Here is a 23082-nt window from a genome sequence, read left to right as displayed (position 1 = left end):
AAGCCGAAGCCGAAGCCGAAGCCGAAGCCGAAGCCGAAGCCGAAGCCGAAGCCGAAGCCGAAGCCGAAGCCGAAGCCGAAGCCGAAGCCGAGATTTCGGCGGATACGGCTGAACCGGCGCAGGCACAAGAAAAGCCTGCCGAAACGGCCCCCGAAAAACGCGGCGGTTTTGTTCCGGCGCTGCTGGGCGGCGTAATTGCCGCCGGACTTGGTTTTGTGGCCGGGCAGGGCGGGCTGTTCTCGTCGGGCGGGTCGGACACTGCGCAATCGATTGCCGCGCTGGAATCGAAACTGGCTGATCAATCGGATCAGATTGCAGCCCTGACAAAATCGTTGTCGGATGCGCCGGATGTCTCGGGCCTGTCAGATCAGGTGCAGGCCCTGTCGCAAAAGCTGGACCCGGTTGATGCCGACCTGACCGCGATGAAGTCCAGCGTCGCGGCGCTGAGCGGTCAGATCGCGCCTTTGGCCGATCGATTGACCGAGCTTGAGAAAAACCCGATTGCCGAAAACACCTCGCCCGAGGCGAATGCCGCTTTTGAGGCTGAGTTGAAGAAGCTACAGGACTCGCTGGCCGCACAGCGGGCCGAGGTTGAGAAGATGGTGGCCGATGCCCAGGCGCTTGAGGCCAAAGCCTCGGCCGAAGCACTTGCGGCGACCAATGCCGCGATCCTGTCGCGCCTGCATGGTCAGTTGGATACGGGTGCGCCGTATTCTGATCTGGTGACTGAACTGCAAGCAGGCGGTGTGACCGTTCCGGATGCTTTGTCCGGCCCCGCCGACAAGGGGGTCGAGACGCTGCCAGCGCTTCGCGCCTCATTCGCGCCCGCGGCGCGCACGGCACTGGCCGATGCGCGGGATGCGGACAAAGGCACTGGCCTTGTCGCCTTTTTGCAGCGTCAGACAGGGGCTCGGTCAGTGACCCCGCAAGACGGAGATGACCCCGATGCCGTTCTGTCGCGTGCGCAGGCCGCTCTGGCCTCTGGCGATCTGAGCGGCGCATTGTCGGAACTGAAATCTTTGCCCGAAACGGCGCAGACCGCGATGGCCGAGTGGGAGCAGGCGGCTCAGACCCGTGTCTCTGCCGTAGATGCCGCGAATACGCTCGCGTCCAGCCTGAACTCGAACTGAGGGACCTGCCATGCTGTGGTCATTGTTTAAAATCCTTGTTTTCGTTGCGATTATTGGCCTGCTGGCCTTGGGGGCGCAGGCTTTGATGCAGACCAGCGGCGGGGTGCAGATCACCGTTGCGGGTACGGAATACACTTTGGGGCCGCTGCAATCGGTGATCGCGCTGGGCGTGCTGGTCTTTGCGGTTTGGCTGTTCTTCAAACTGCTCAGCCTGTTGATCGCGACGCTGAAATTCCTCAATGGCGACGAAACCGCCCTGTCGCGTTATTTCGACCGCAGCCGGGAAAAGCGTGGTTATGAGGCTTTGGCGGATGGTCTGATGGCGCTGGCCTCGGGCGAAGGGCGCACGGCGATGACCAAGGCAAACAAGGCCGAGAAACTGCTGAACAAGCCCGAGCTGACCAACCTTCTGGTGGCGCAGGCAGCCGAGATGACCGGCGACACCAAGAAGGCATCCGAGACCTACAAGAAGCTGGTGACCAACAACGCCACGCGTTTTGTCGGTGTGCGCGGGATCATGAAGCAGAAACTGGCCGAGGGCGACGACGAAACCGCGCGCAAGCTCGCGGAAAAGGCGCTGGCGATCAAACCGCGTCACGAGGAAACACAGGACGTTCTGCTGGGCCTTCAGACCAAGGCGCAGGATTGGGCCGGCGCACGGTCGACGTTGACCTCGAAGCTGAAGGCCGGGTATCTGCCGCGCGATGTGTTCAAACGGCGCGATGCGGTTCTGGCCCTGTCCGAGGCCAAGGATATTCTGGACGAGGACGCGACAGTTGATCAGCAAGAGCGCGCGATTGAGGCCAACCGCCTGTCGCCTGATCTGGTCCCCGCGGCGGCAATGGCCGCACGCGCCTATATCGAAAAGGGCAAACCCAAAGCCGCGACCAAGATCCTGAAAAAAGCGTGGGAGGTGCAGCCGCACCCCGATCTGGCCCATGCCTTCGCCGAGATTGCGCCGGATGAAACACCAGACCAGCGGATCAAACGCTTTACCGCCCTGACACGGATTCATCCCGAAAACATGGAGACCCGCCTGATCCTGGCCGAACTGAATATCGTGGCCGAAGACTTCCCCGAAGCGCGTCGCGCGCTGGGCGATGTGGTCGAAAAGCAGGCGGATGCGCGTGGGTACACCCTGATGGCCGCGATTGAGCGGGGCGAGGGTGCTACGGATGCGGTGGTGCAGGGCTGGCTGGCCAAGGCGCTGAACGCGCCGCGCGGGCCGCAATGGGTCTGCACCAACTGCCATGACATTCAGCCGGAGTGGGCGCCGGTCTGCCAGAATTGCGGCAGCTTCGACACGCTCAGCTGGCAGACCCCGCAAACGCCCGAGATCGCCAGCGCCACAGGCGTTCACATGCTGCCACTGATCGTCGGCGCGTTGGAAGACAAAACTGACGAGCCAGATGAGATGGAAGCGACCGAGCCCGAGGGTGCAGACGTCATCGAACTGGACGCCGAGCCGGTTGAGGAGAAGGTCGAAAAACAGGCCTGAACCCCGCGATTGCTGGGCAATTGTCCCGGACAGTTCGGTTTGCTAACGTCGCCCTTACGTCGGGGAGGGCGTACTGACCGAAATGCTGGACTACTCGCATAACCCGTGGCTTGTGGCGGCGTCACTGGCCGTGGCGCTGATGGCCGGGTTCACCGGGCTTTACCTGACGCACGGGGCCTCAAAGCTGGATGACCAAAGGCGCAAGTTCGTGGTGGCGCTGGCGGCGGTCATTTTGGGCGGCGGCATCTGGTCTATGCATTTTGTCGCCATGCTGGGCCTGCAACTGCCGATCCTCTTTTATTATGACGCGCTCATTACGCTGATTTCGGCCCTTGTGGCGATCCTGATGGTGGGACTGGCGTTGCTGTTGCTGCATTTCCGGCCTCGAACGATGCAGACCATGGTTTCAGCCGGGGTCATTGTCGGCCTTGGCATCGTGGTGATGCATTATGTCGGCATGGCAGGGATGGAACTGTGCCGCCCGGTCTACACGGTCTGGGACGTGGCGATTTCCACCGTGGCCTCGGTGGTTCTGTCGGTGCTGGCAATCTGGGTGGCCTATGACAACCGGACCCAGCGCAACATCCTGCTGGGGACGGTGTGTTTCGGTCTGGCCGTCTTCACGATGCATTTCGTGGCGGCGGGGTTGACCGATTTCATCGCCAGCGACAATGCAGGCAGGGCCGGGCCTGCACTGAACAATCAGGTGCTGGCGATGGGGGTCACGGTTTCGGTGTTTCTGATCTGCGGGGCCTTTCTGCTGACCGGGATCACCTTCATTGGACCGCAGCCAGAAATCGCACCGTCAGCGTCAGAACCCGCGCAAGATCCTCAGCCCACCGCCCTACGTGCCGGTGTTCCGTTCGAGCGTGAAGGGCAGACTTTCTTTACCGAACCCGCCAGCGTGGCCGCGATCCGGGCCGAGGGGCATTACACCGTGCTCTACATGGGGGCCGAGAAACTGTTTTGCCCTTGGTCGATCACCGAGGCTGAATCGCGTCTGAAACCCGATGGCTTTCTGCGCGCGCACCGCAGCTATCTGGTGAACCCCAAACATGTCTCAAGCTTTGAGAGGCACAAGGACAATGGCACCTGCTATTTCGACGGGGTCGATGCGCTGAGCAAGGTGCCGGTCAGCCGATCCCGCCTGACGGCAATCCGCGACGCGCTGGGCCTTTGATCGCAACTCGTGCAGCCTATTCGCAACTCGTGAAACAAGCCGCGCGCCCCGTTTCACGTGACTGGCGGCACTAGCGCCCGCTCCTCTTTTCTTTCCTCAGGTCCCCCACGGCATACCGCTTGGACCCAGGGAGGAAAAACATGATACCAGCCGGTTTTGAGTATCACCGGCCAGGCGACATCGCCTCGGCCATCGGTATATTGCAGGAACACGGAGACGAGGCGCGCGTGATCGCGGGCGGGCACAGCCTGATCCCGATGATGAAACTGCGCATGGCCGAAATGGGCCATCTGGTCGATCTTCAGGCCATTGACGAGCTCAAGGGTATTGAGGTCGGTGCCGAGACCGTGACCCTGGGCGCGATGGTCACGCAGCACGAGTTGATCACCCATGACGGGCTGGCCGCAGCCATTCCGCTGATCCGCGAAGCGGCGCTGCAGATCGCCGACCCACAGGTGCGGTATATGGGCACTGTCGGTGGCAACGTCGCCAATGGCGATCCGGGCAATGACATGCCGGGGCTGATGCAGTGTTTGAACGCGACATTCGATCTGTCCGGCCCCGATGGTGACCGCAGCGTCGCCGCGCGTGAATTCTACGAGGCCGCGTATTTCACCGCGCGCGAGGATGAAGAGATCCTGACCCGCATCTCGATCCCGGTGCCGGGGGCAGGCGTCGGTCAGGCTTATGAAAAGCAAAAGCGCAAGATCGGCGATTACGCGACGGCTGCTGCTGCGGTGATGGTAGGCAACGGAACGGCTTCGGTTGCGATGACCAATCTGGCTGACACGCCGGTCTGGTCCGAGGCCGCGAGCGCCGCTCTGGCAGGCGGCGATGTTGAGGGTTGCGTGGCCGCGATGCTCGACGCCATTGACCCGGTGGCAGACAATCGCGGCCCGGTCGAATTCAAGAAACACGTGGCCGCCGTGATGCTGCGCCGCGCCATCGACCGTGCGCAACGCCGCGCGGGGTGAGGAGGGGAACACATGTCGAAAATGCACGTCAAACTCACCGTGAACGGCAAAGAGGTCGAAGGTCTGGCCGAGCCGCGCACGTTGCTGATCCACTTCCTGCGGGAAGATCTGAAAATCACCGGCCCTCATATCGGCTGCGAAACCAGCCATTGCGGGGCCTGCACCGTCGATATCGATGGGAAATCCGTCAAATCCTGCACCACCTTCGTGGCGCAAGTGAACGGGGCCGATATCACCACCGTCGAAGGGCTGACCAATGACGATGGCAGCCTTGGTGTGTTGCAAGAGATGTTCCGCGAGCATCACGGGCTGCAATGTGGCTTCTGTACGCCGGGCATGATCACCCGCGCGCATCGCCTGTTGCAGGAAAACCCGAACCCGACCGAGGAAGAAATTCGCTTTGGTATGGCTGGGAACCTCTGCCGCTGTACCGGGTATCAGAACATCGTCAAGGCGATCTCGGCCTCGGCTGATTTGCTCAATGCGCAAAAGCCCTCAAGTAGCGAAGCGGTAGGGCAAACCAAAGTGGAGGCTGCGGAATGAACGACCAGACCCTGACCCCCGAAGAACGCGCCGCCAACCTCAAAGGCATGGGCTGCGCCCGTAAGCGCGTCGAGGACGTGCGGTTTACCCAAGGCAAGGGCAACTATGTCGATGACATCAAGCTGGACGGGATGCTGTTTGGTGACTTTGTACGCTCGCCCTACGCCCATGCCCGCGTTGTCAGTGTGAACAAAGAAGCGGCCTTGGCCGTGCCCGGCGTCGTTGCCGTGCTGACTGCCGAGGATTTGGCTCCGCTGGGTCTGCACTGGATGCCGACTTTGGCGGGTGACAAGCAGATGGTGCTGGCCGATGGAAAGGTACTGTTCCAAGGGCAAGAGGTCGCTTTTGTGGTCGCCGAAGACCGCTATATCGCAGCGGACGCCGTCGAACTGGTCGAGGTCGAATACGAAGAACTGCCGGTTCTGACCGACCCGTTCGAAGCGTTGAAATCCGACGTTGTCTTGCGCGAAGATCTGGAAGGTCAGACCGAGGGCGCGCATGGCCCACGCAAGCATCACAACCATATCTTCACCTGGGAACAGGGCGACAAGGACGCGACCGAGGCTGTTCTGGCCGAGGCCGACGTAGTGGCCGAAGAAATGGTTTATTATCATCGTACTCACCCCTGCCCGCTGGAGACCTGCGGCTGCGTCGCGTCGATGGACAAGGTGACCGGTAAGCTGACGCTTTATGGGACGTTCCAGGCCCCGCATGCGATCCGCACGGTTGTGTCGCTGATCTCGGGTCTGGCCGAGCACAATATTCGGGTGATCAGCCCCGATATTGGCGGCGGGTTTGGCAACAAGGTTGGGGCCTATGCGGGGTATGTCTGCTCGGTTGTCGCCTCGATTGTGACCGGCAAGCCGGTGAAATGGGTGGAAGACCGGATGGAGAACCTGATGTCCACCGCGTTCGCCCGCGATTATTGGATGCAGGGCAAGATCGCTGCGACAAAGGAAGGCAAGATCACCGGGCTCTGGTGTCATACCACGGCGGACCATGGCGGCTTTGACGCCTGTGCGGACCCGACCAAGTTCCCGGCGGGGTTCATGAACATCTGCACCGGGTCTTATGACATTCCTACCGCCTATCTGGCCGTTGATGGTGTCTATACCAACAAGGCTCCGGGCGGTGTGGCTTATCGCTGTTCCTTCCGCGTGACCGAGGCCGCCTATTTCATCGAACGCATGATCGAGGTTCTGGCCATAAAGCTGAACATGGATGCCGCCGAGCTGAGACGGATCAACTTTATTCGAAAGGATCAGTTCCCGTATCAGTCGGCGCTGGGCTGGGAGTATGACTCGGGCGATTATCACACCGCCTGGGACAAGGCGCTGCAGGCCGTGGACTATGACGGACTGCGGGCCGAACAGGCGCAGCGGATTGAGGAGTTCAAGGCCGGCAATACTCGCAAGTTGCTGGGGATCGGCCTGACGCATTTCACTGAAATCGTGGGTGCGGGGCCGGTGAAGAACTGCGATATCCTTGGGCTGGGCATGTTCGACAGCTGCGAAATCCGCATTCACCCGACGGGCTCGGCTATCGCGCGGCTGGGGACGATATCGCAGGGTCAGGGCCATGCCACGACCTTTGCTCAGATCATCGCCAGTGAGATCGGCTTACCCGCCGATGACATCACGCTAGAGGAAGGTGATACAGATACCGCGCCTTACGGTCTTGGCACCTATGGGTCTCGGTCGACGCCTGTGGCGGGTGCAGCGACAGCCATGGCTGCACGTAAAATCCGCGCCAAGGCACAGATGATTGCGGCTTACCTGCTGGAGGTCCATGACGACGATGTCGAATGGGACGTGGATCGCTTTACCGTCAAAGGCGCGCCCGAGCGGTTCAAGACGATGAAAGAGATCGCTTTTGCCGCCTACAATCAGGCGATCCCCGGTCTGGAGCCCGGTCTGGAAGCGGTCAGCTACTATGACCCGCCAAACATGACCTACCCGTTCGGCGCCTATATCTGCGTCATGGAAATCGACGTGGATACAGGCGAGTGGGAGGTCCGGCAGTTCTACGCTCTGGATGATTGCGGTACGCGGATCAACCCGATGATTATCGACGGGCAGGTTCATGGCGGCGTGACCGAAGCGTTGGCCATCGCGATGGGTCAGGAAATTGCTTATGATGAGATGGGCAACGTGAAGACCGGCACGCTGATGGATTTCTTCCTGCCGACCGCGTGGGAGACGCCGAATTATATTACCGATTATACGGTAACGCCGTCTCCGCATCATCCGATTGGGGCGAAAGGCGTCGGGGAAAGCCCGAATGTGGGTGGCGTGCCTGCGTTTTCGAACGCGGTGCATGATGCGTTCCGGCCCTTTGGTTTGGTGCAGAGCCATATGCCGCATGACCATTGGCGGATCTGGAAGATTGCCAATGGGCTGGGGATGCACGGGTAATTGGGTTCGGACCGGCTGTGGCCGGTCCGATCAGGCAAGGGGGCTCTGCCCCCTTGGACCCCCGAGATATTTTTGGCCAGATGAAGATTGGATCCTGGTTTTGACTTTGAGTGACGTGCAGAACGGATTGGCCGCGCAGGGCTATGTTGCAGATGATCGGTTGGCGATGGCATTGCATCTGGCGCAGGCGTTGGGGCGGCCCTTGTTGCTGGAAGGTCCGGCCGGGGTTGGCAAGACCGAGGTCGCCAAGGCGGTGGCGGCTTGGCGGGATACGCGGTTGATCCGGTTGCAGTGTTATGAGGGGCTGGATGCAAACCACGCGATCTATGAGTGGAATTATCAGCGTCAATTGTTGGCGATCCGAGCGAGCGAAGCGCAGGGTGGCACCAGCGAGGCGCAACTGTTTTCCGATGCGTATTTGCTGAAAAGACCTTTGTTAGAGGCTATTTCGGAAGAAGAACCTTCGGTTTTGTTGATCGATGAGATTGATCGGGCGGATGAAGAATTCGAAGCCTATCTGTTGGAAATCCTGTCGGACTATCAGATCACGATCCCCGAGCTTGGGACGATCAAGGCGCGGGTTCGGCCCATTGTTATCCTGACCGCAAACGGGACGCGGGATCTGTCGGATGCTTTGCGGCGGCGGTGTCTTTACAGTTTCCTGGACTATCCAACGAAAGAAACGGAACTGGCGATCCTGCAGGCGCGGATGCCCGAGGTTGAAGGGGCGCTGGCGCGGCAGATCATCGGGGTCGTGCAGGCGCTGCGGCAGGAAGATCTGGAAAAGAAGCCGGGAGTGGCAGAGATGTTGGATTGGGCCGCCGCCCTGTCGGGCCTGGGAGTCAACGATCTGGCCAAGTCCCGGGACGAGGTGCAGGCGACCTTGGTGTGTCTGTTGAAAACCGCTGCGGATTACGATGCGGCCCCTGCGGAATTGATGGATCGGCTGATCGGGAAGGTGGCGTGATGCAGGTGACGCGCTTTCCCTCTCGGGCCGATGGGTTGGCAGATCGCATGTCCGGGTTCATTGCCCATCTGCGCCTGAATGGCCTGCGGGTTGGTCCGAAAGAGACTGGCGACGCGTTGGTGGCTTTGTCCAAGGTCGAAGCTACGGATACCGATCAGGCCCGTCAGGCATTATGCGCGGTTCTGGCCGGGGACGCCGAGGATTGGCGGCGGTTCGACAGTTTGTTTGATGCCTATTGGTTCAACGTGGGCAAGCAGCGGTCCGGCGTCGCGCAGAATACGCATGTTCGCGTTCAGTCGGCAAAGCCGATGATCTGGCAAATCCATGAACATGGCGCGGACGGCGCTGAGACCGGTTCAGGGGACACCACTCCGGACCCGAGCGACAGGGAGGCCGAGGGGACGGACCGGAAGCTGATTGCAACCCGCACGGCCAACCTGTCGCGCCGGGATTTGCGTGAGTTGATGGATGAACACTCGTTGAAACAAGCGGAAGAGGCGGCGTTGAAATTGGCGCGCGCCATACGCGACCGGCGTTCGCGCAGGCGCAAACGGGCTTTGCGGGGACCAACGCTGGATATGCGGCGCATTCAACGGGCCAGTCTGGCTCGGGGTGGTGAGCCCATCGATCTGTTTCGCCGCGCGCGGCCCCCTCGTCCGATGCGGATCGTTGCCTTGTGCGATGTCAGCGGATCGATGACCGTGTATTCGCGGGTCTTTCTGGCCTTCCTCAAAGGTCTGATCGGCAGCGGCACTGATGCGGATGCCTATCTGTTTCACACCCGCCTGCTGCGGGTCACCGACGCTTTGCAGGACCATGATACGCTGCGCGCGGCTGGTCGGTTGTCGCTGATGGCCGAGGGGTTCGGTGGCGGTACGGATATTTCGGGCAGTCTGGAGCGGTTTCTGGATGGCTACGGTGCGCGCGCGCTGAATGGCCGGACGGTCGTTCTGATCCTGTCGGACGGGTACTGCACTCAGACCCCGGATCGGTTGGCAGACGCTTTGGCACGGATGCGGCGCAAAGCGCGGCGGATTGTCTGGCTCAATCCGCTGAAAGGGTGGAAGGACTACCAGCCCATCGCGGCGGCCATGCAAGCTGCGGAACCTTATCTGGACGCCCATTTGCCGGCCAACACGCTGGACGCGCTCGCGGCCCTTGAACCTGAATTCCGCAAGCTCTGAAAAGGGTCTAACATGGGAAATTTTGACATTTTCGACACCATTGAGCAGCTTCGGCAATCCGGTCAACCATTCTGTGTCGCGACTGTTCTGCGGACGGCAGATGCGACCTCGGCCAAGGCGGGTGGAAAGGCGGCTGTGACGCGGGGTGGAGAGATTCTGGGCCATCTGGGTGGAGCGTGCGTACAGCGTGCGGTTCGAACCTCGGCACAGCAGGCGTTGTCCAGCGGGACGCCGCAGATGATCCGCGTGAAACCTTCGGAAAAGGTGGTGACGATGACGGACCCGGATGGCGTGCAAACCTTCAAAAGCGGATGCCCGTCTGGCGGCACGGTTGATCTGCTGGTCGAACCCTATCAACAGGCGCCCCGGCTGGTGATCTTTGGTGCCTCGCCCATCGCATCGGCATTGGCGGCGCACGGCACTTTGGCCGGGCTGCGCGTCTATCTTGACGACGGCGCAGAGGCATCGGCTGAGTGCGCCCGGTTCTCGTTGGATCAGGTGTCCGAACTTGGGATCGAGGCGCGGGATTTCGTGGTGGTCGCGTCCCAGGGCAAAAACGATGGCGCGGTGCTAAAGGCTGCGTTGGAGACACCGGCCGCGCGCGTCTCGATGGTGGCCAGCCGCCGCAAGGCCGATACGCTGGTGGCGAAACTGATCGCACAGGGCATGGACCCGTTGTGTGTTGCGCGGCTGAAATCGCCTGCGGGGTTGGATATTCACGCCATCGATCCGCACGAAATCGCTTTGTCGATCTTGGCCGAGATTGTGCTTTGGCGGAACAGTGATACGACTAAGGAGGTCTCTCATGACGAAAAGCTTGCGTAGATGGTGCGCCGCACTCTGGCCCGCCCGCCCCGATCCCAACCCGGAAGACGCGGCCGAAATGGCGCTGATCGTCTTCCCAAGATGTTGTTGAACAAAGGAAATGCCTGAATGGAACTGAGCGACGAAATCCGTATCACCGCCCCCCGTGACGTGGTGTACCGCGCCCTGAATGATGCAGAGATTCTGAAAGAATGTATTCCGGGCTGCGAGGAACTGGTTCAGAACTCGCCCGAGGATCTGGAAGCCAAGGTTGTGCTGAAAATCGGCCCGGTCAAGGCCAAGTTCGCCGGTCAGGTGACGCTGGACACCTCTAACGCACCGGATGGCTTTTCCTTGAATGGCGAAGGCAAGGGCGGGGCCGCCGGGTTCGCCAAGGGCGGGGCCGAGGTGACACTGACCGAAGATGGCGATGAGACGGTGCTGGCCTACACCGCCAAGGTCGATATCGGCGGCAAGATCGCACAATTGGGCAGCCGTTTGATCGCGGGAACGGCCAAGAAACTGTCTGGCAAGTTCTTCACCCGCTTCGGTGAAATCGTGTCCGAGCAATCGGTGTCGTGAGATTGTAAATGACAGCAAACATCGCCCGCGCACGGGTGGTTTTGGAACAGCATCTTTGGGGGATTTGGTGCCCAGGAGACGTCCCGCTTTTGCGTTCAGCTCCCGTTACAGGCACCGCATCAGCTCAAAGCCTCAGCAAAAACAGGGGTATCAGCATAGGTGAATCCCCGTCAACAGGCACAGTGTGTTCTACGGTTTGTTCTACGGTGTTGGGTGACCCCAAGGAGACCCCGGCCTAACTCAACCGAACCCACAGGCTGATCTGCAGGTTCAATGCGGTTGCGGGAAGCCGGGGGGTATGGGGGTAAACGTGAACGCCCTGCCTATAGGTAGAGCGCTCAGATTTTTCTGGCTCAAACATCCGCTATGTAGCTGGCGTTCTCTACAGGGCCGAAGGAATGGTGCTTCTTCGCCAGAGCGTTTCGGTGTTGATAGTTTCCAACGGTAATCTCCTCGACACCCAGAGCTTCCAGCCCAGCCTTAAAGCTATCGTGGTTGCGAATGCGGCGGCGGAAGTTGGACGCACTGGTAATCCCGAGTCTGGCTTGTAGCTCCGTGAACCGCAGAGCCTTGTCTGGGTGGTCTTTGAAGTGCATCTCGACGTAGAGCAGCGCTTCATGGACCTTTCCTTTGGGCTTCACCTTGCTTGTCTTCCATGTTTCGACCCTGCAGCCGGGGAAGACCACGGGGAGGAGATCACGGATCCCAGACCGCTTCGGGGCGATAATGTAGGCATCGCAAAAGCCACACTCGGACCCACTGCCTTGCCTGGCTGCGCATCGACACAGCGCCTGCAGGATGTGGTGCATGTGTTCCCCTGACCGCATCTGATCCGTGAGGTCTTCCGGGACCCCCTGATCGTTCCTGATGTCACTGCAATATCGCACCATCATCTCGTGGTAGGCGTCTGTGTAGTTGTTGATCCCCGCCAGGATGACGTTCTGGATGTGCCGGAACTCATTGGTCCCCTGATGCTTGCCCCAGTTGAGAAAGCTGACGCGGTCTGGGTTTGTGCTAAGCAGCCCCCTGATCTGGTCAGGTATGGTCCCACCGTTGATCCCCTTGTGGTAGACGACCAACCATTCCTCGTCTGGCTTGCAGTCGATCAGCTTAGCGACTTCCAGGGCCAGAGCGTTGCCGTTCTTCGTCCATGCGGTCTTGCCAGACCCCTTGTCCATGACGTGGACGGTGAGGTTCCGATAGCTTCTGACCGCTGAAGGCAGTCGCATGAGCTTGCCTGTTGCCTTCTGCCATTGCTCATAGGTCGCTCGAACTCGCCCGGAGGCGTCAAGGATCACCATGGGGGCCAGATCGTCCGGTAGCGCGTCTCGGCTGTCGAGCGCAGTTACGACCGTAGAAGTGTTGTTGTGCTTTCGCAGGAGGACACATCGTCCTGAGAGAGTATACAGGTCGTCAAGATATGAAGCATGTCGTTGATCCAGACCTCGCCGAGCCGACAAGAGGCTGACACCTGTAACTGCTTCGACATCAGGCCATGCGCAGGTTCCCTGACCACCTGATGCTTCAAGCTCACGCTCCAATTCCTCGACCAGCTCAGCCAGCTTCGGGTGGGAAAGCCGCAGAGGGTCCCGTAGGGAAGCAAGTTGATCCGTGTTGAGGGAGATCACCTCGCCGGGAACCAGTGCCTCGTCCCATATCCGAACTGTGCGAACCTCGCCTTGATACCGAAAGACATCGACATCACTAAAACGACGTCCACGACAACGGCTCATGACCATGTGGTGGGTGGTAACCTTGCTTCAACTCAAACAGGCGCGTTTAGGATCATACGAAACGCCCTTGATTGACCCATCCCTGATCCGTTCGACTGCTTCATCAATGGCGAACAGGGGCACCAGGAACCATTCCCTTGGTGTCACTGGATGCCCAAACCGGTCTTTGATTTCGATGTCCAGCCTGGCCCGCTCAAAGACGCGATGCAGTAGGTTTTCGAGCTTGACTCTATTGATGTTGTAAAGCTCGTAAGTCGTAACGATCTCGACATCAGCCATCAGGAAGGTCGGATCCAGTTTCGCGTTGCCGATCCGGCGTTCGACGCTGCCCCCCGTCACGCCTATCTTGTGTAAGAGATCGCGGTTCTCGGTAACAATAGGAAGATCCGACTTGCTGCGAAGCACGTAGATTATCCCGCTGGCTTCATCGCCATCAGTGCTGGCGTCGGAAAACAGCGGTCCTGCGACAGGATCGCTGATCGTGCGGCTGGTCGTATCTTTGCTCATAGCGCGGTGCAGGGACCGCATCAGCAGGTTGCTTTCTGTGCCGTTGTCAAAGACGACGCGCAAACGGGCATCCCAATCGCCGTAGTCCTGTTTGAAGGGTTCTCCCTTCTCAGCGACATAGGCTTTCTGACCGGACAGGATATAGAATCGTCCCACATCGATCTCGGCGCTCGTCTCTGGTGGGCGTGTAGTCCTCAGCCCAGCATCCAAGTCAGATTGGACCTTCTCGAAGAGCGGCTTGAAGCCGTCAAAGTCGTCGCAGGTCTCTCGGTTGGCGATCTCTTCCACAGCCCGTTTCTCAGCGGCGGGGCGCACGTGTTTGCTTGCCTTCCAGCTTGAGATCCTCCACAGACAGACCAGCGGCCTCAGCGAGACGCATACCCGTGTCGGAAACCATCGCGACCAGCCAGCGCAGATCATCGTCGAGTTTGCGACACTCGCTCTGCAGGGTGCGAATGGCTTTGAGCGTCAGCTGCTCTCGATCTTCAACGCCCGCGTTGCGGTCATAGTAGACCTTGCCGAACGGATTGGTGATGTCGAGGCCAACTTCGGCAGCGGCAAAGTTGAAGACCGAACGCACCGTTCCGATGACCCTCGTCATGCTACTACCTGCCAGACCGCGTTCAATCAGGTTGTCGCGGAAGGCGTTCGCGTCAGCCTTGCTGTAGGCAGTGATGTCCTTATCTCCGCAAACGTCGATCACGTAGCCGCAAGAGCGTTCAGCTGCTCGATGAAAGGTAACGGGACGACCTTGGCCCTTGAGCCTCAGGTAGATACCCACGGCCTCCGAGAGCTTCACTGTATCGGCTGCTGCAGCAGAGGGGGCCGCTATGTTGGGGGCGGCGTTGGTGTTCTGCGCCAAACGCAGTATGTGCTTTCCCGGCAGGTCGCAGTCGTTGATCCTGAGGAAATACCAGTGTTCATCGAGCCGTTGCGCCGCTCTGAGTGCGCGAGAGGTAGCGACAGATGCTGATCTCGTGCGAAGCGAGAATGAGATTTTTGGTGATGTGTAGTGATGCTGCAGGTCCTTGGGGACGCGTCTCACGAAGTAGTAGATGCCGTCTTTGACAAATGAGTGAGGTGCAGTTTTGTTCTCCGCCATGTTCTACGGTAGCTCCATCCTAAGATAAAGCTGAGGTAAAACAATAGTTTAGCGGATGCTATGGTGCCCAGGAGAGGACTCGAACCTCCACGTCCATACGGACACTAGCACCTGAAGCTAGCGCGTCTACCAATTCCGCCACCTGGGCAGGTGTCGTGAGGGGGCGTTTAAGCCCAGCGGCGGGGGGCGTCAACCGGATTCGGGGAGATTTTTGAAAGTTTTTTGAACAAGGCCGATTACGTCCCCAATCAGGCATTGTTCCGATGTTGCCACGTGGCGAATTAGCGCCTTGTTTCGAAGCGATCTGGGCGCTACGTCTTTTCCTCATAAAGTCAGCAGGAGGTCACCCATGTCCAAACTGGTCACGATTTACGGCGGATCGGGTTTTGTCGGGCGCTACATCGCGCGACGGATGGCGGGTGAAGGGTGGCGCGTGCGTGTGGCGGTGCGCCGACCGAACGAAGCCATGTTTGTCAAACCCTACGGCGTGGTTGGTCAGGTCGAACCGGTCTTGTGCAATATCCGCGATGATGCGTCGGTTGCGCAGGCTATGCAGGGTGCGGATGCGGTCGTGAACTGCGTGGGTGTCCTGAACGAGCTTGGTAACAATGATTTTGCTGCCGTGCAGGCCGAAGGGGCCGAGCGGATCGCGCGGTTGGCGGCGCAGCAGAGTATCGCGCGTATGGTTCATATCTCGGCCATTGGTGCGGATGCAGAAGCGGCCAGCACATACTCGCAGACCAAGGCGCGGGGGGAGGCGGGCGTGCTGCAGCATATGCCCGACGCCGTGATCCTGCGCCCGTCGCTTGTCTTTGGCACGGAAGATCAGTTCTTCAACCGCTTTGCGGGTATGGCGCGTCTGGGTCCGTTTTTGCCGCTGGTCGGTGCCGATACGAAATTCCAGCCGGTCTATGTGGACGATGTCGCGCAGGCGGCGGTCAAAGGGGTTCTGGGTCAGGCGCAGGCCGGGGTCTACGAATTGGGCGGGCCCGAGGTCAAAACCTTCCGCGCCCTGATGCAGCAGATGCTGGAGGTCATTCACCGCCGCCGGATCATTCTGGGTGTACCGTTCTTTGTGGCCAAGATCATGGCCGGGATTCTGGACGTTGCGAAATTCGTCAGCTTCCAGCTGTTCCCCAACAACATCCTGACCCGCGATCAGCTGAAAAACCTGCGCCGGGACAATGTTGTGTCAGAGGGTGCAAAAACGCTGGAATATCTTGGGATCGAAGCCACGACGCTTGCGTCGGTTCTGCCCGAGTACCTGTGGAAATTCCGCCCCTCGGGCCAGTATGACGACATCCAGAACTCCGCCGATAATCTGCGGACCTGATCAGCTGTAGGCAATCACCAGCAGGACGATGCCCAGGATCACGCGGTAAATCACGTATGGGGTGAAGCTGACGCTGCGCAGCAGGCGCATCATCAGGCTAAGCGCCAGAAGCGCTGAGACAAAGGCGAAGGCAGCGGCAATCGCCCCGTCTTTGGCCAGATTGGTATCGGCCTGATGGATCACATCCGCTGACAACAAGACGCCCGAGGCGATGATTGTCGGGATCGACATCAACATGGCAATGCGGGCCCCGTCCTCGCGCGTGTATCCCAGATGCCGGGCGCCGGTGATGGTAATGCCGGATCGCGATGTACCGGGGATCAGGGCGATGGCCTGCCACAGGCCCATGATCGCCGCGTCCCGCAGGCCCCAATCCTTTGCCACCTTGGTTTGCGGGCCCTTTTGATCCATCCAATACAGCAACAAACCAAACAGCAGCATTGTCCAGCCGATCACGGTGATCGAACGCAGCGCATCGCTCAGCCCGGTCAGAAACAGGATAAGACCGGCAAGGACGGTTGGGATCGTCGCGATGATCAGCCCCAGGGCCAGCCTGGCCTGCGGGGTATCGGTTTGGCCTCTTAGGGCGCGGGGCACGCCGGAGAGGGCAGATTTCACGTCCGTCCAAAAATACAGCACAACCGCGCCCAGCGTGCCCACATGAACCGCGACGTCTATGGTTTGGCCCTGATCCTCCATCCCTGTCAGGCTGGGCAGCAGGATCAGATGGCCCGATGAAGACACCGGCAGGAATTCAGTTATCCCCTGAATTATCGCTACGAGAATCAAGTGAAAAAGACTCATTTAACCTGCTGCACTGCTACCAAATCGTTTTACTTTTTATGGGTATTCCGGTGGCTCTCAAAAGGAAAGTGCGTTGATAGGTCCGAATCGGAACTAAAATCACGCAGTAGTTTCCTGAGATTAGCAAGATACCGCAAACTTTTCCAATTTAGGTCAGTACTTTTTACTTTTCATCCCAAACTGCATCTCTTAAACAGGCCCGACCAAGCCAATTCATGGAGTCTGACCCGTGGCCAAGCAACCGATGCTGAAATTTGTGCAGATCGACCGCGTCATGCCGGAAAAGCGTGCCGCTGATGACCGCAAGGAAGACTTTGACGAAATCTATGCCGAGTTCGCGGCGGACAAGGCGGCAGAGCAGGCCAGCCGGTGCAGCCAGTGTGGTGTGCCCTATTGCCAGTCGCACTGCCCGCTGCACAACAATATCCCCGATTGGCTGAACCTGACCGCGACGGGTCGTCTGGAAGAGGCGTATCAGACCAGTCAGGCCACCAACACCTTCCCCGAGATTTGTGGCCGCATTTGCCCGCAGGATCGCCTGTGCGAAGGCAATTGCGTGATCGAACAGTCCGGCCACGGCACCGTCACCATCGGGACGATCGAAAAATACATCACCGACACGGCATGGGACAAAGGCTGGGTCAAGCCCGTGGTTCCGGGGGCCGAGCGCAGCGAAAGCGTTGGCATCATAGGTGGAGGCCCCGGCGGTCTGGCGGCAGCCGACATGCTGCGCCGCGCCGGTATTCAGGTGACTGTCTATGACCGCTATGACCGCGCCGGCGGGTTGCTGATGTATGGCATTCCGGGCTTCAAGCTGGAAAAGGACATCGTGCAGCGCCGCAATGACCTGCTGGCCGATGGCGGGGTTGAGTTCGTGCTGAACTGCGACGTGGACGCTGCCAAATTCGGCGAGATTCGCGCCAAACATGACGCCGTGATCATCGCCACCGGTGTCTACAAATCGCGCGATCTGTCCATGCCGGGCAGCGGGTTGAACGGGATCGAGAAAGCCATCGACTTCCTGACCGCCTCGAATCGCAAAAGCTTTGGCGACGCGGTCGAGGATTTCGACAATGGCCGCCTGAACGCCGATGCCAAAAAGGTCGTCGTAATCGGCGGCGGCGATACCGCGATGGACTGCGTGCGCACCTCGATCCGGCAAGGGGCCACTTCGGTCAAATGCCTGTACCGCCGCGACCGCGCGAACATGCCCGGCTCGCAGCGCGAAACCCAGAATGCCGAGGAAGAAGGCGTGATCTTCGAATGGCTCAGCGCGCCCAAGGGCTTTACCGGCGACGATACCGTCTCGGGCGTGATGGTGCAGAAAATGCGTCTGGGTCAGCCCGACGCCACGGGCCGTCAGGCCCCCGAGGTGATCGAAGGCGCGGATTATGTGGAAGAGGCCGATCTGGTCATCAAGGCGCTGGGCTTCGAGCCCGAAGACCTGCCCACCCTGTTCGGCCAGCCCGATCTGCCCGTGACCCGTTGGGGTACCGTCAAGGCCGCCTTCCAGACCGGTGAGACCGAGATGGACGGCGTTTATGCCATCGGTGACATCGTGCGCGGGGCCTCTCTGGTGGTCTGGGCCATCCGTGACGGGCGCGATTGTGCCGACGCGATCATCGACCGGTTCAACGCCAAAGCTGCTGTCGCAGCCGAATAAGCCAGATACCAAAGCGAATTAAGCCCCCTCGGAAGAAGGAGACAGCCAATGACCAAATATGATGCCGATTGGGTGCGGGCCGAAGAAGCCAAACGCCAGTGGATGGCGGAAAACGGTCTTTATTCCGAGGATGAGGAGCATTCGTCCTGCGGTGTGGGTCTTGTTGTCTCGGTCGATGGCAAGAAAAGCCGCAAGGTTGTGGATGCGGGGATCGATGCGCTCAAGGCGATCTGGCACCGGGGCGCGGTGGATGCCGATGGCAAGACCGGCGATGGCGCGGGGATCCACGTGCAAATCCCGGTTCCGTTCTTCTATGACCAAATTCGCCGCACCGGGCACGAGCCCAATCTGGATGAGTTGATCGCTGTCGGTCAGGTGTTCTTGCCGCGTACCGATTTCGGGGCGCAGGAAAGCTGCCGGACCATCGTGGAAACCGAAGTTCTGCGCATGGGCTATTACATCTATGGCTGGCGACACGTGCCGGTCGACGTGACCTGTCTGGGCGACAAGGCCAACGCCACCCGCCCCGAGATCGAGCAGATCCTGATCTCGAATTCAAAAGGCGTGGACGAAGAGACGTTCGAGCGTGAGCTTTATGTCATCCGTCGCCGGATCGAAAAGGCTGCATTGGCCGCAGGGATTTCCGGGCTGTATCTGGCGTCGCTGTCCTGCCGTTCGATCATCTACAAGGGCATGATGCTGGCCGAGCAGGTGGCCGTGTTCTACCCGGACCTGATGGATGAGCGCTTTGAATCCGCATTCGCGATTTATCACCAACGCTATTCGACCAACACCTTCCCGCAATGGTGGCTGGCGCAACCTTTCCGCATGCTGGCCCATAACGGCGAGATCAACACGCTGAAGGGCAACGTCAACTGGATGAAAAGCCATGAAATCCGGATGACCTCGGACAGCTTTGGCGACTATGCCGAAGACATCAAGCCGATCATCGCGGGGGGATCGTCGGATTCGGCTGCATTAGACTCGGTTTTTGAGGTTCTGGTGCGCGCGGGCCGCTCGGCCCCGATGGCGAAAACCATGTTGGTGCCGGAAAGCTGGTCCAAGCAGGCGGTGGAACTGCCGCAGGCGTGGCGCGATATGTATTCCTATTGCAACTCGGTGATGGAGCCGTGGGACGGCCCCGCCGCTTTGGCGATGACCGACGGCCGCTGGGTCTGTGCCGGTCTGGACCGCAACGGGTTGCGCCCGATGCGTTACGTTGTGACGGGTGACGGGCTGGTCATCGCGGGGTCTGAAACCGGTATGGTGCCAATCGATGAGGCCACCGTGACCGAAAAAGGCGCGCTGGGTCCGGGTCAGATGCTGGCCGTGGACATGAAGAAGGGCAAGCTGTTCCGCGACAAGCAGATCAAGGACAAACTGTCCCGCGCGCTGCCGTTTGGCGACTGGGTGAGCAAGATCAATGATGTGGACGATACGCTGGCAGGTGTGTCCGAGGCTCCGATCTTCTCGGGCGATGAACTGCGCAAACGTCAGATCGCAGCCGGATACTCGGTCGAGGAGCTGGAGCAGATCCTTGCGCCCATGGCCGAAGACGGCAAAGAGGCGCTGGCGTCGATGGGTGACGACACGCCCTCGGCAGTTCTGTCCAAGAAATATCGCCCGCTCAGCCATTTCTTCCGCCAGAACTTCAGCCAGGTGACCAACCCGCCCATCGACAGCTTGCGCGAATACCGGGTGATGTCGCTGAAAACGCGGTTCGGGAACCTCAAGAACGTGCTGGATGAAGACAGCAGCCAGACCGAGATCATCGTGCTGGAAAGCCCCTTTGTCGGCAACGCGCAGTGGGACAAGCTGGTTGAAAACTTCAACTCTCCGCTGGCCGAGATCGACTGTAGCTTTGAACCCGGCCGGGGCGCGCTGAGCGTCGCTTTGGCCCGTATCAGAGCCGAAGCGGAAGAGGCCGTGCGCTCGGGCGCGGGTCATCTGGTTCTGTCCGATCTGAACTCGGGTCAGGGTCGTGTGGCGATGCCGATGATCCTGGCGACCAGCGCGGTGCATTCGCATCTGACGCGGCAGGGGCTGCGGACGTTCTGTTCGCTGAACGTGCGGTCCGCCGAATGTGTCGATCCGCATTACTTTGCGGTTCTGATCGGCTGCGGCGCGACCGTGGTGAACGCCTATCTGGCCGAGGATTCGCTGGCCGACCGCATTGATCGCGGGTTGCTGGACGGGACGCTGACCGAAAACGTGGCGCGGTATCGCGAAGCCATCGATCAGGGCCTGTTGAAGATCATGGCCAAGATGGGGATTTCGGTGATCTCGTCCTATCGTGGCGGTCTGAATTTCGAGGCCGTGGGCCTCAGCCGCGCCATGGTGGCCGAGTATTTCCCGGGCATGACCAGCCGGATCTCGGGTATCGGCGTCACCGGTATTCAGGCCAAGGTTGAGGAAATCCACGCCAAGGGCTGGGACAGCGGTCTGGACGTACTGCCCATCGGTGGCTTCTACAAAGCGCGCAAATCGGGTGAGACCCACGCGTGGGAAGCGACCTCGATGCATATGATGCAAATGGCCTGTAACCGCGCCTCATATGAGCTGTGGAAACAGTATTCGGCCAAGATGCAGTCGAACCCGCCGATCCACCTGCGCGACCTGATGGATTTCAAGCCGCTGGGCAAGCCGGTGCCGATTGAAGAGGTGGAATCGATCACCTCGATCCGCAAACGTTTTGTCACGCCGGGCATGTCTCTGGGCGCGCTGTCGCCCGAGGCGCATAAGACGCTGAACGTGGCGATGAACCGGATCGGAGCCAAGTCGGACTCGGGCGAGGGTGGCGAAGACCCGGCGCATTTCGTGCCGGAACCCAATGGCGACAACCCGTCCGCCAAGATCAAACAGGTGGCTTCTGGTCGCTTCGGTGTGACTGCCGAATACCTGAACCAGTGCGAAGAGCTTGAGATCAAGGTCGCCCAGGGTGCGAAACCCGGTGAGGGTGGGCAATTGCCCGGCATGAAGGTCACCGACCTGATCGCGCGTCTGCGCCATTCGACCAAAGGCGTGACGCTGATCTCACCGCCGCCGCACCACGACATCTACTCGATCGAGGATCTGGCGCAGCTGATCTATGACCTGAAACAGATCAACCCGCGCTGCAAGGTTACAGTGAAACTGGTGGCGTCTTCGGGCGTTGGCACGATTGCCGCCGGTGTGGCCAAGGCGAAAGCAGATGTGATTCTGATTTCGGGCCATAATGGCGGCACCGGCGCGTCCCCCGCGACCAGCATCAAATATGCCGGCTTGCCGTGGGAGATGGGCCTGACCGAGGCGCATCAGGTTCTGGCGATGAACAACCTGCGGGATCGGGTGACTCTGCGCACCGATGGCGGGTTGCGCACAGGTCGCGACATCGTCATGGCCGCGATGATGGGGGCCGAGGAATACGGCATCGGCACCGCCGCCCTGATCGCGATGGGCTGTATCATGGTGCGTCAGTGCCAGTCGAACACCTGCCCCGTTGGCGTCTGTACGCAGGACGAATCCTTGCGTGCCAAGTTCACCGGCAATGCGGACAAGGTGGTGAACCTGATCACCTTCTACGCGCAGGAAGTGCGCGAGGTGCTGGCCAGCCTTGGTGCCCGGTCCGTGGATGAGATCATCGGGCGTGCCGATCTGCTGGCTCAGGTTAGCCGGGGCTCGGCCCATCTGGACGATCTGGACCTCAACCCGCTGCTGATCACCGTCGATGGCGCACATGACATCGTCTATGACCGTGACAAGGATCGGAACGCGGTGCCGGATACTCTGGACGCTGAAATCGTGCGCGACGCGGCGCGGTTCCTGAAAGACGGTGAAAAGATGCAACTGTCCTACGCAATCCAGAACACGCACCGAACGGTCGGCACCCGTGTCTCCAGCCATATCGTGCAGAATTTCGGCATGCGGAACACGTTCCAGGACGACCATCTGCATGTAAAACTGCAGGGCTCGGCCGGGCAATCGCTGGGGGCCTTTGCCGCCCCGGGCCTGAAGCTGGAAGTGTCGGGCGACGCAAACGACTATGTCGGCAAGGGCCTGTCGGGCGGTACCATTGTCGTGCGTCCGCCGCAGGTCAGCCCGTTGAAGGCAGATGACAACACCATCATCGGCAACACCGTTCTGTATGGGGCCACCGATGGCCACCTGTTCGCGGCTGGCCGCGCGGGTGAGCGGTTTGCCGTGCGCAACTCGGGCGCCAAAGTGGTGATCGAGGGCTGTGGTTCGAACGGGTGTGAATACATGACCGGTGGCGTGGCCGTTATCCTTGGCGATATCGGGGCCAATTTCGGGGCCGGCATGACCGGCGGCATGGCCTATCTGTATGACCCCGAAGGCAAGGCCGAATTGCTGATGAACAAAGAGACTCTGGTGACCTGTCCGGTGACCGTGGATCATTGGGTGGATCAGCTGAAATCGCTGATCGAGCGTCACGCGGCCGAGACCTACAGCCGCAAGGCCGCCGACATTCTGCAACACTGGGATGTCGAAAAGGCCAACTTCCTGCAGGTCTGCCCGAAAGAGATGTTGAACAAGCTCAGCCATCCGCTGACAAGCGAAGTTGCCGCTGTTCCGGCGGAATAGCCGCCAATACAGCCAAAAACAGGGCCCCGCGTGACTTTTGAATCACGCGGGGCCTTTCTTATTGGCGTGGATCGTCTGCGTGT

17 protein-coding genes and 1 tRNA gene are annotated in these 23082 nt (G+C 60.0%); 13 read left to right on the top strand and 5 right to left on the bottom strand.

Going from position 1 to position 23082, the window contains the following annotated elements:
* The 10 genes from ACR0E6_RS20370 to ACR0E6_RS20325 all read left to right on the top strand — a co-directional run.
* A partial coding sequence (locus ACR0E6_RS20370) for a COG4223 family protein (RefSeq protein WP_480586716.1) occupies positions 1–1130 on the top strand: 1130 nt, incomplete at its 5' end.
* A 10-nt stretch (positions 1131–1140) separates the two neighbouring features.
* On the top strand, positions 1141–2628 hold the full coding sequence (locus ACR0E6_RS20365) for a heme biosynthesis HemY N-terminal domain-containing protein (protein WP_170631648.1): 1488 nt from the start codon (positions 1141–1143) through the stop codon (positions 2626–2628).
* Between the two features lie 82 nt (positions 2629–2710).
* A complete protein-coding gene (locus ACR0E6_RS20360) occupies positions 2711–3808 on the top strand; it encodes an MHYT domain-containing protein (RefSeq protein ID WP_480586713.1) in 1098 nt (365 codons plus the stop codon).
* 140 nt (positions 3809–3948) lie between these two features.
* Entirely contained in the window at positions 3949–4782 is an 834-nt protein-coding gene (locus ACR0E6_RS20355; protein ID WP_480586711.1) for an FAD binding domain-containing protein, read from the top strand.
* A 12-nt stretch (positions 4783–4794) separates the two neighbouring features.
* Entirely contained in the window at positions 4795–5325 is a 531-nt protein-coding gene (locus tag ACR0E6_RS20350) for a (2Fe-2S)-binding protein (RefSeq protein WP_480586708.1), read from the top strand.
* Positions 5322–7739, top strand: a complete 2418-nt coding sequence (locus tag ACR0E6_RS20345; RefSeq protein WP_480586705.1) for an aerobic carbon-monoxide dehydrogenase large subunit — start codon at positions 5322–5324, stop codon at positions 7737–7739. Before ACR0E6_RS20350 ends, ACR0E6_RS20345 begins: the two co-directional genes overlap by 4 nt.
* 100 nt (positions 7740–7839) lie before the next feature.
* On the top strand, positions 7840–8706 hold the full coding sequence (locus ACR0E6_RS20340) for an AAA family ATPase (protein WP_480586702.1): 867 nt from the start codon (positions 7840–7842) through the stop codon (positions 8704–8706).
* A complete protein-coding gene (locus tag ACR0E6_RS20335) occupies positions 8706–9890 on the top strand; it encodes a vWA domain-containing protein (protein WP_480586699.1) in 1185 nt (394 codons plus the stop codon). The genes ACR0E6_RS20340 and ACR0E6_RS20335 overlap by 1 nt, the downstream gene beginning before the upstream one ends.
* 12 nt (positions 9891–9902) lie before the next feature.
* Positions 9903–10715 (top strand): XdhC family protein, encoded by an 813-nt coding sequence (locus ACR0E6_RS20330; RefSeq protein ID WP_480586697.1) that lies wholly within the window; start codon positions 9903–9905, stop codon positions 10713–10715.
* A gap of 108 nt (positions 10716–10823) precedes the next feature.
* The gene (locus ACR0E6_RS20325) at positions 10824–11276 is read left to right on the top strand and encodes an SRPBCC family protein (protein ID WP_170453301.1); all 453 of its coding nucleotides are present in this window, start codon (positions 10824–10826) and stop codon (positions 11274–11276) included.
* Between the two features lie 353 nt (positions 11277–11629).
* Here ACR0E6_RS20325 and ACR0E6_RS20320 read toward each other — a convergent pair whose 3' ends face one another.
* The 4 genes from ACR0E6_RS20320 to ACR0E6_RS20305 all read right to left on the bottom strand — a co-directional run bounded on the left by ACR0E6_RS20320 (position 11630) and on the right by ACR0E6_RS20305 (position 14766).
* Positions 11630–12577 carry a hypothetical protein gene (locus ACR0E6_RS20320; RefSeq protein ID WP_480586694.1) on the bottom strand — a complete coding sequence of 316 codons (948 nt, stop codon included), beginning with the start codon at positions 12575–12577 and terminating at the stop codon, positions 11630–11632.
* 459 nt (positions 12578–13036) lie between these two features.
* Positions 13037–13804, bottom strand: a complete 768-nt coding sequence (locus ACR0E6_RS20315; protein WP_480586692.1) for a GIY-YIG nuclease family protein — start codon at positions 13802–13804, stop codon at positions 13037–13039.
* A 10-nt stretch (positions 13805–13814) separates the two neighbouring features.
* Positions 13815–14618: a DUF6538 domain-containing protein gene (locus tag ACR0E6_RS20310; RefSeq protein WP_480586689.1), complete on the bottom strand. Its 804-nt coding sequence runs from the start codon at positions 14616–14618 to the stop codon at positions 13815–13817.
* Positions 14619–14679: 61 nt separating this feature from the next.
* Positions 14680–14766 (bottom strand) — tRNA-Leu (locus tag ACR0E6_RS20305).
* Between the two features lie 201 nt (positions 14767–14967).
* Between ACR0E6_RS20305 and ACR0E6_RS20300 the strand changes: the two genes are divergently transcribed.
* Positions 14968–15951 (top strand): complex I NDUFA9 subunit family protein, encoded by a 984-nt coding sequence (locus tag ACR0E6_RS20300; protein WP_480586686.1) that lies wholly within the window; start codon positions 14968–14970, stop codon positions 15949–15951.
* On the opposite strand, the gene ACR0E6_RS20295 is transcribed toward ACR0E6_RS20300, so the two are convergent.
* Positions 15952–16755, bottom strand: a complete 804-nt coding sequence (locus ACR0E6_RS20295; protein WP_480586683.1) for an undecaprenyl-diphosphate phosphatase — start codon at positions 16753–16755, stop codon at positions 15952–15954. It abuts the gene before it with no gap.
* Positions 16756–16984: 229 nt separating this feature from the next.
* Between ACR0E6_RS20295 and ACR0E6_RS20290 the strand changes: the two genes are divergently transcribed.
* Both ACR0E6_RS20290 and gltB read left to right on the top strand, forming a co-directional pair.
* Complete coding sequence (locus ACR0E6_RS20290) at positions 16985–18418, top strand: NAD(P)-dependent oxidoreductase (protein ID WP_170735404.1); 1434 nt, start codon at positions 16985–16987, stop codon at positions 18416–18418.
* Positions 18419–18466: 48 nt separating this feature from the next.
* Positions 18467–22999 carry a glutamate synthase large subunit gene (gene gltB, locus ACR0E6_RS20285; protein WP_480586680.1) on the top strand — a complete coding sequence of 1511 codons (4533 nt, stop codon included), beginning with the start codon at positions 18467–18469 and terminating at the stop codon, positions 22997–22999.
* Positions 23000–23082 lie beyond the last annotated feature (83 nt).

The sequence above is a fragment of the Ruegeria sp. AP12 genome (assembly GCF_056540025.1).
The sequence above is the reverse complement of the archived record's forward strand: the minus strand, read 5'-3'. Positions and strand labels throughout refer to the sequence as shown.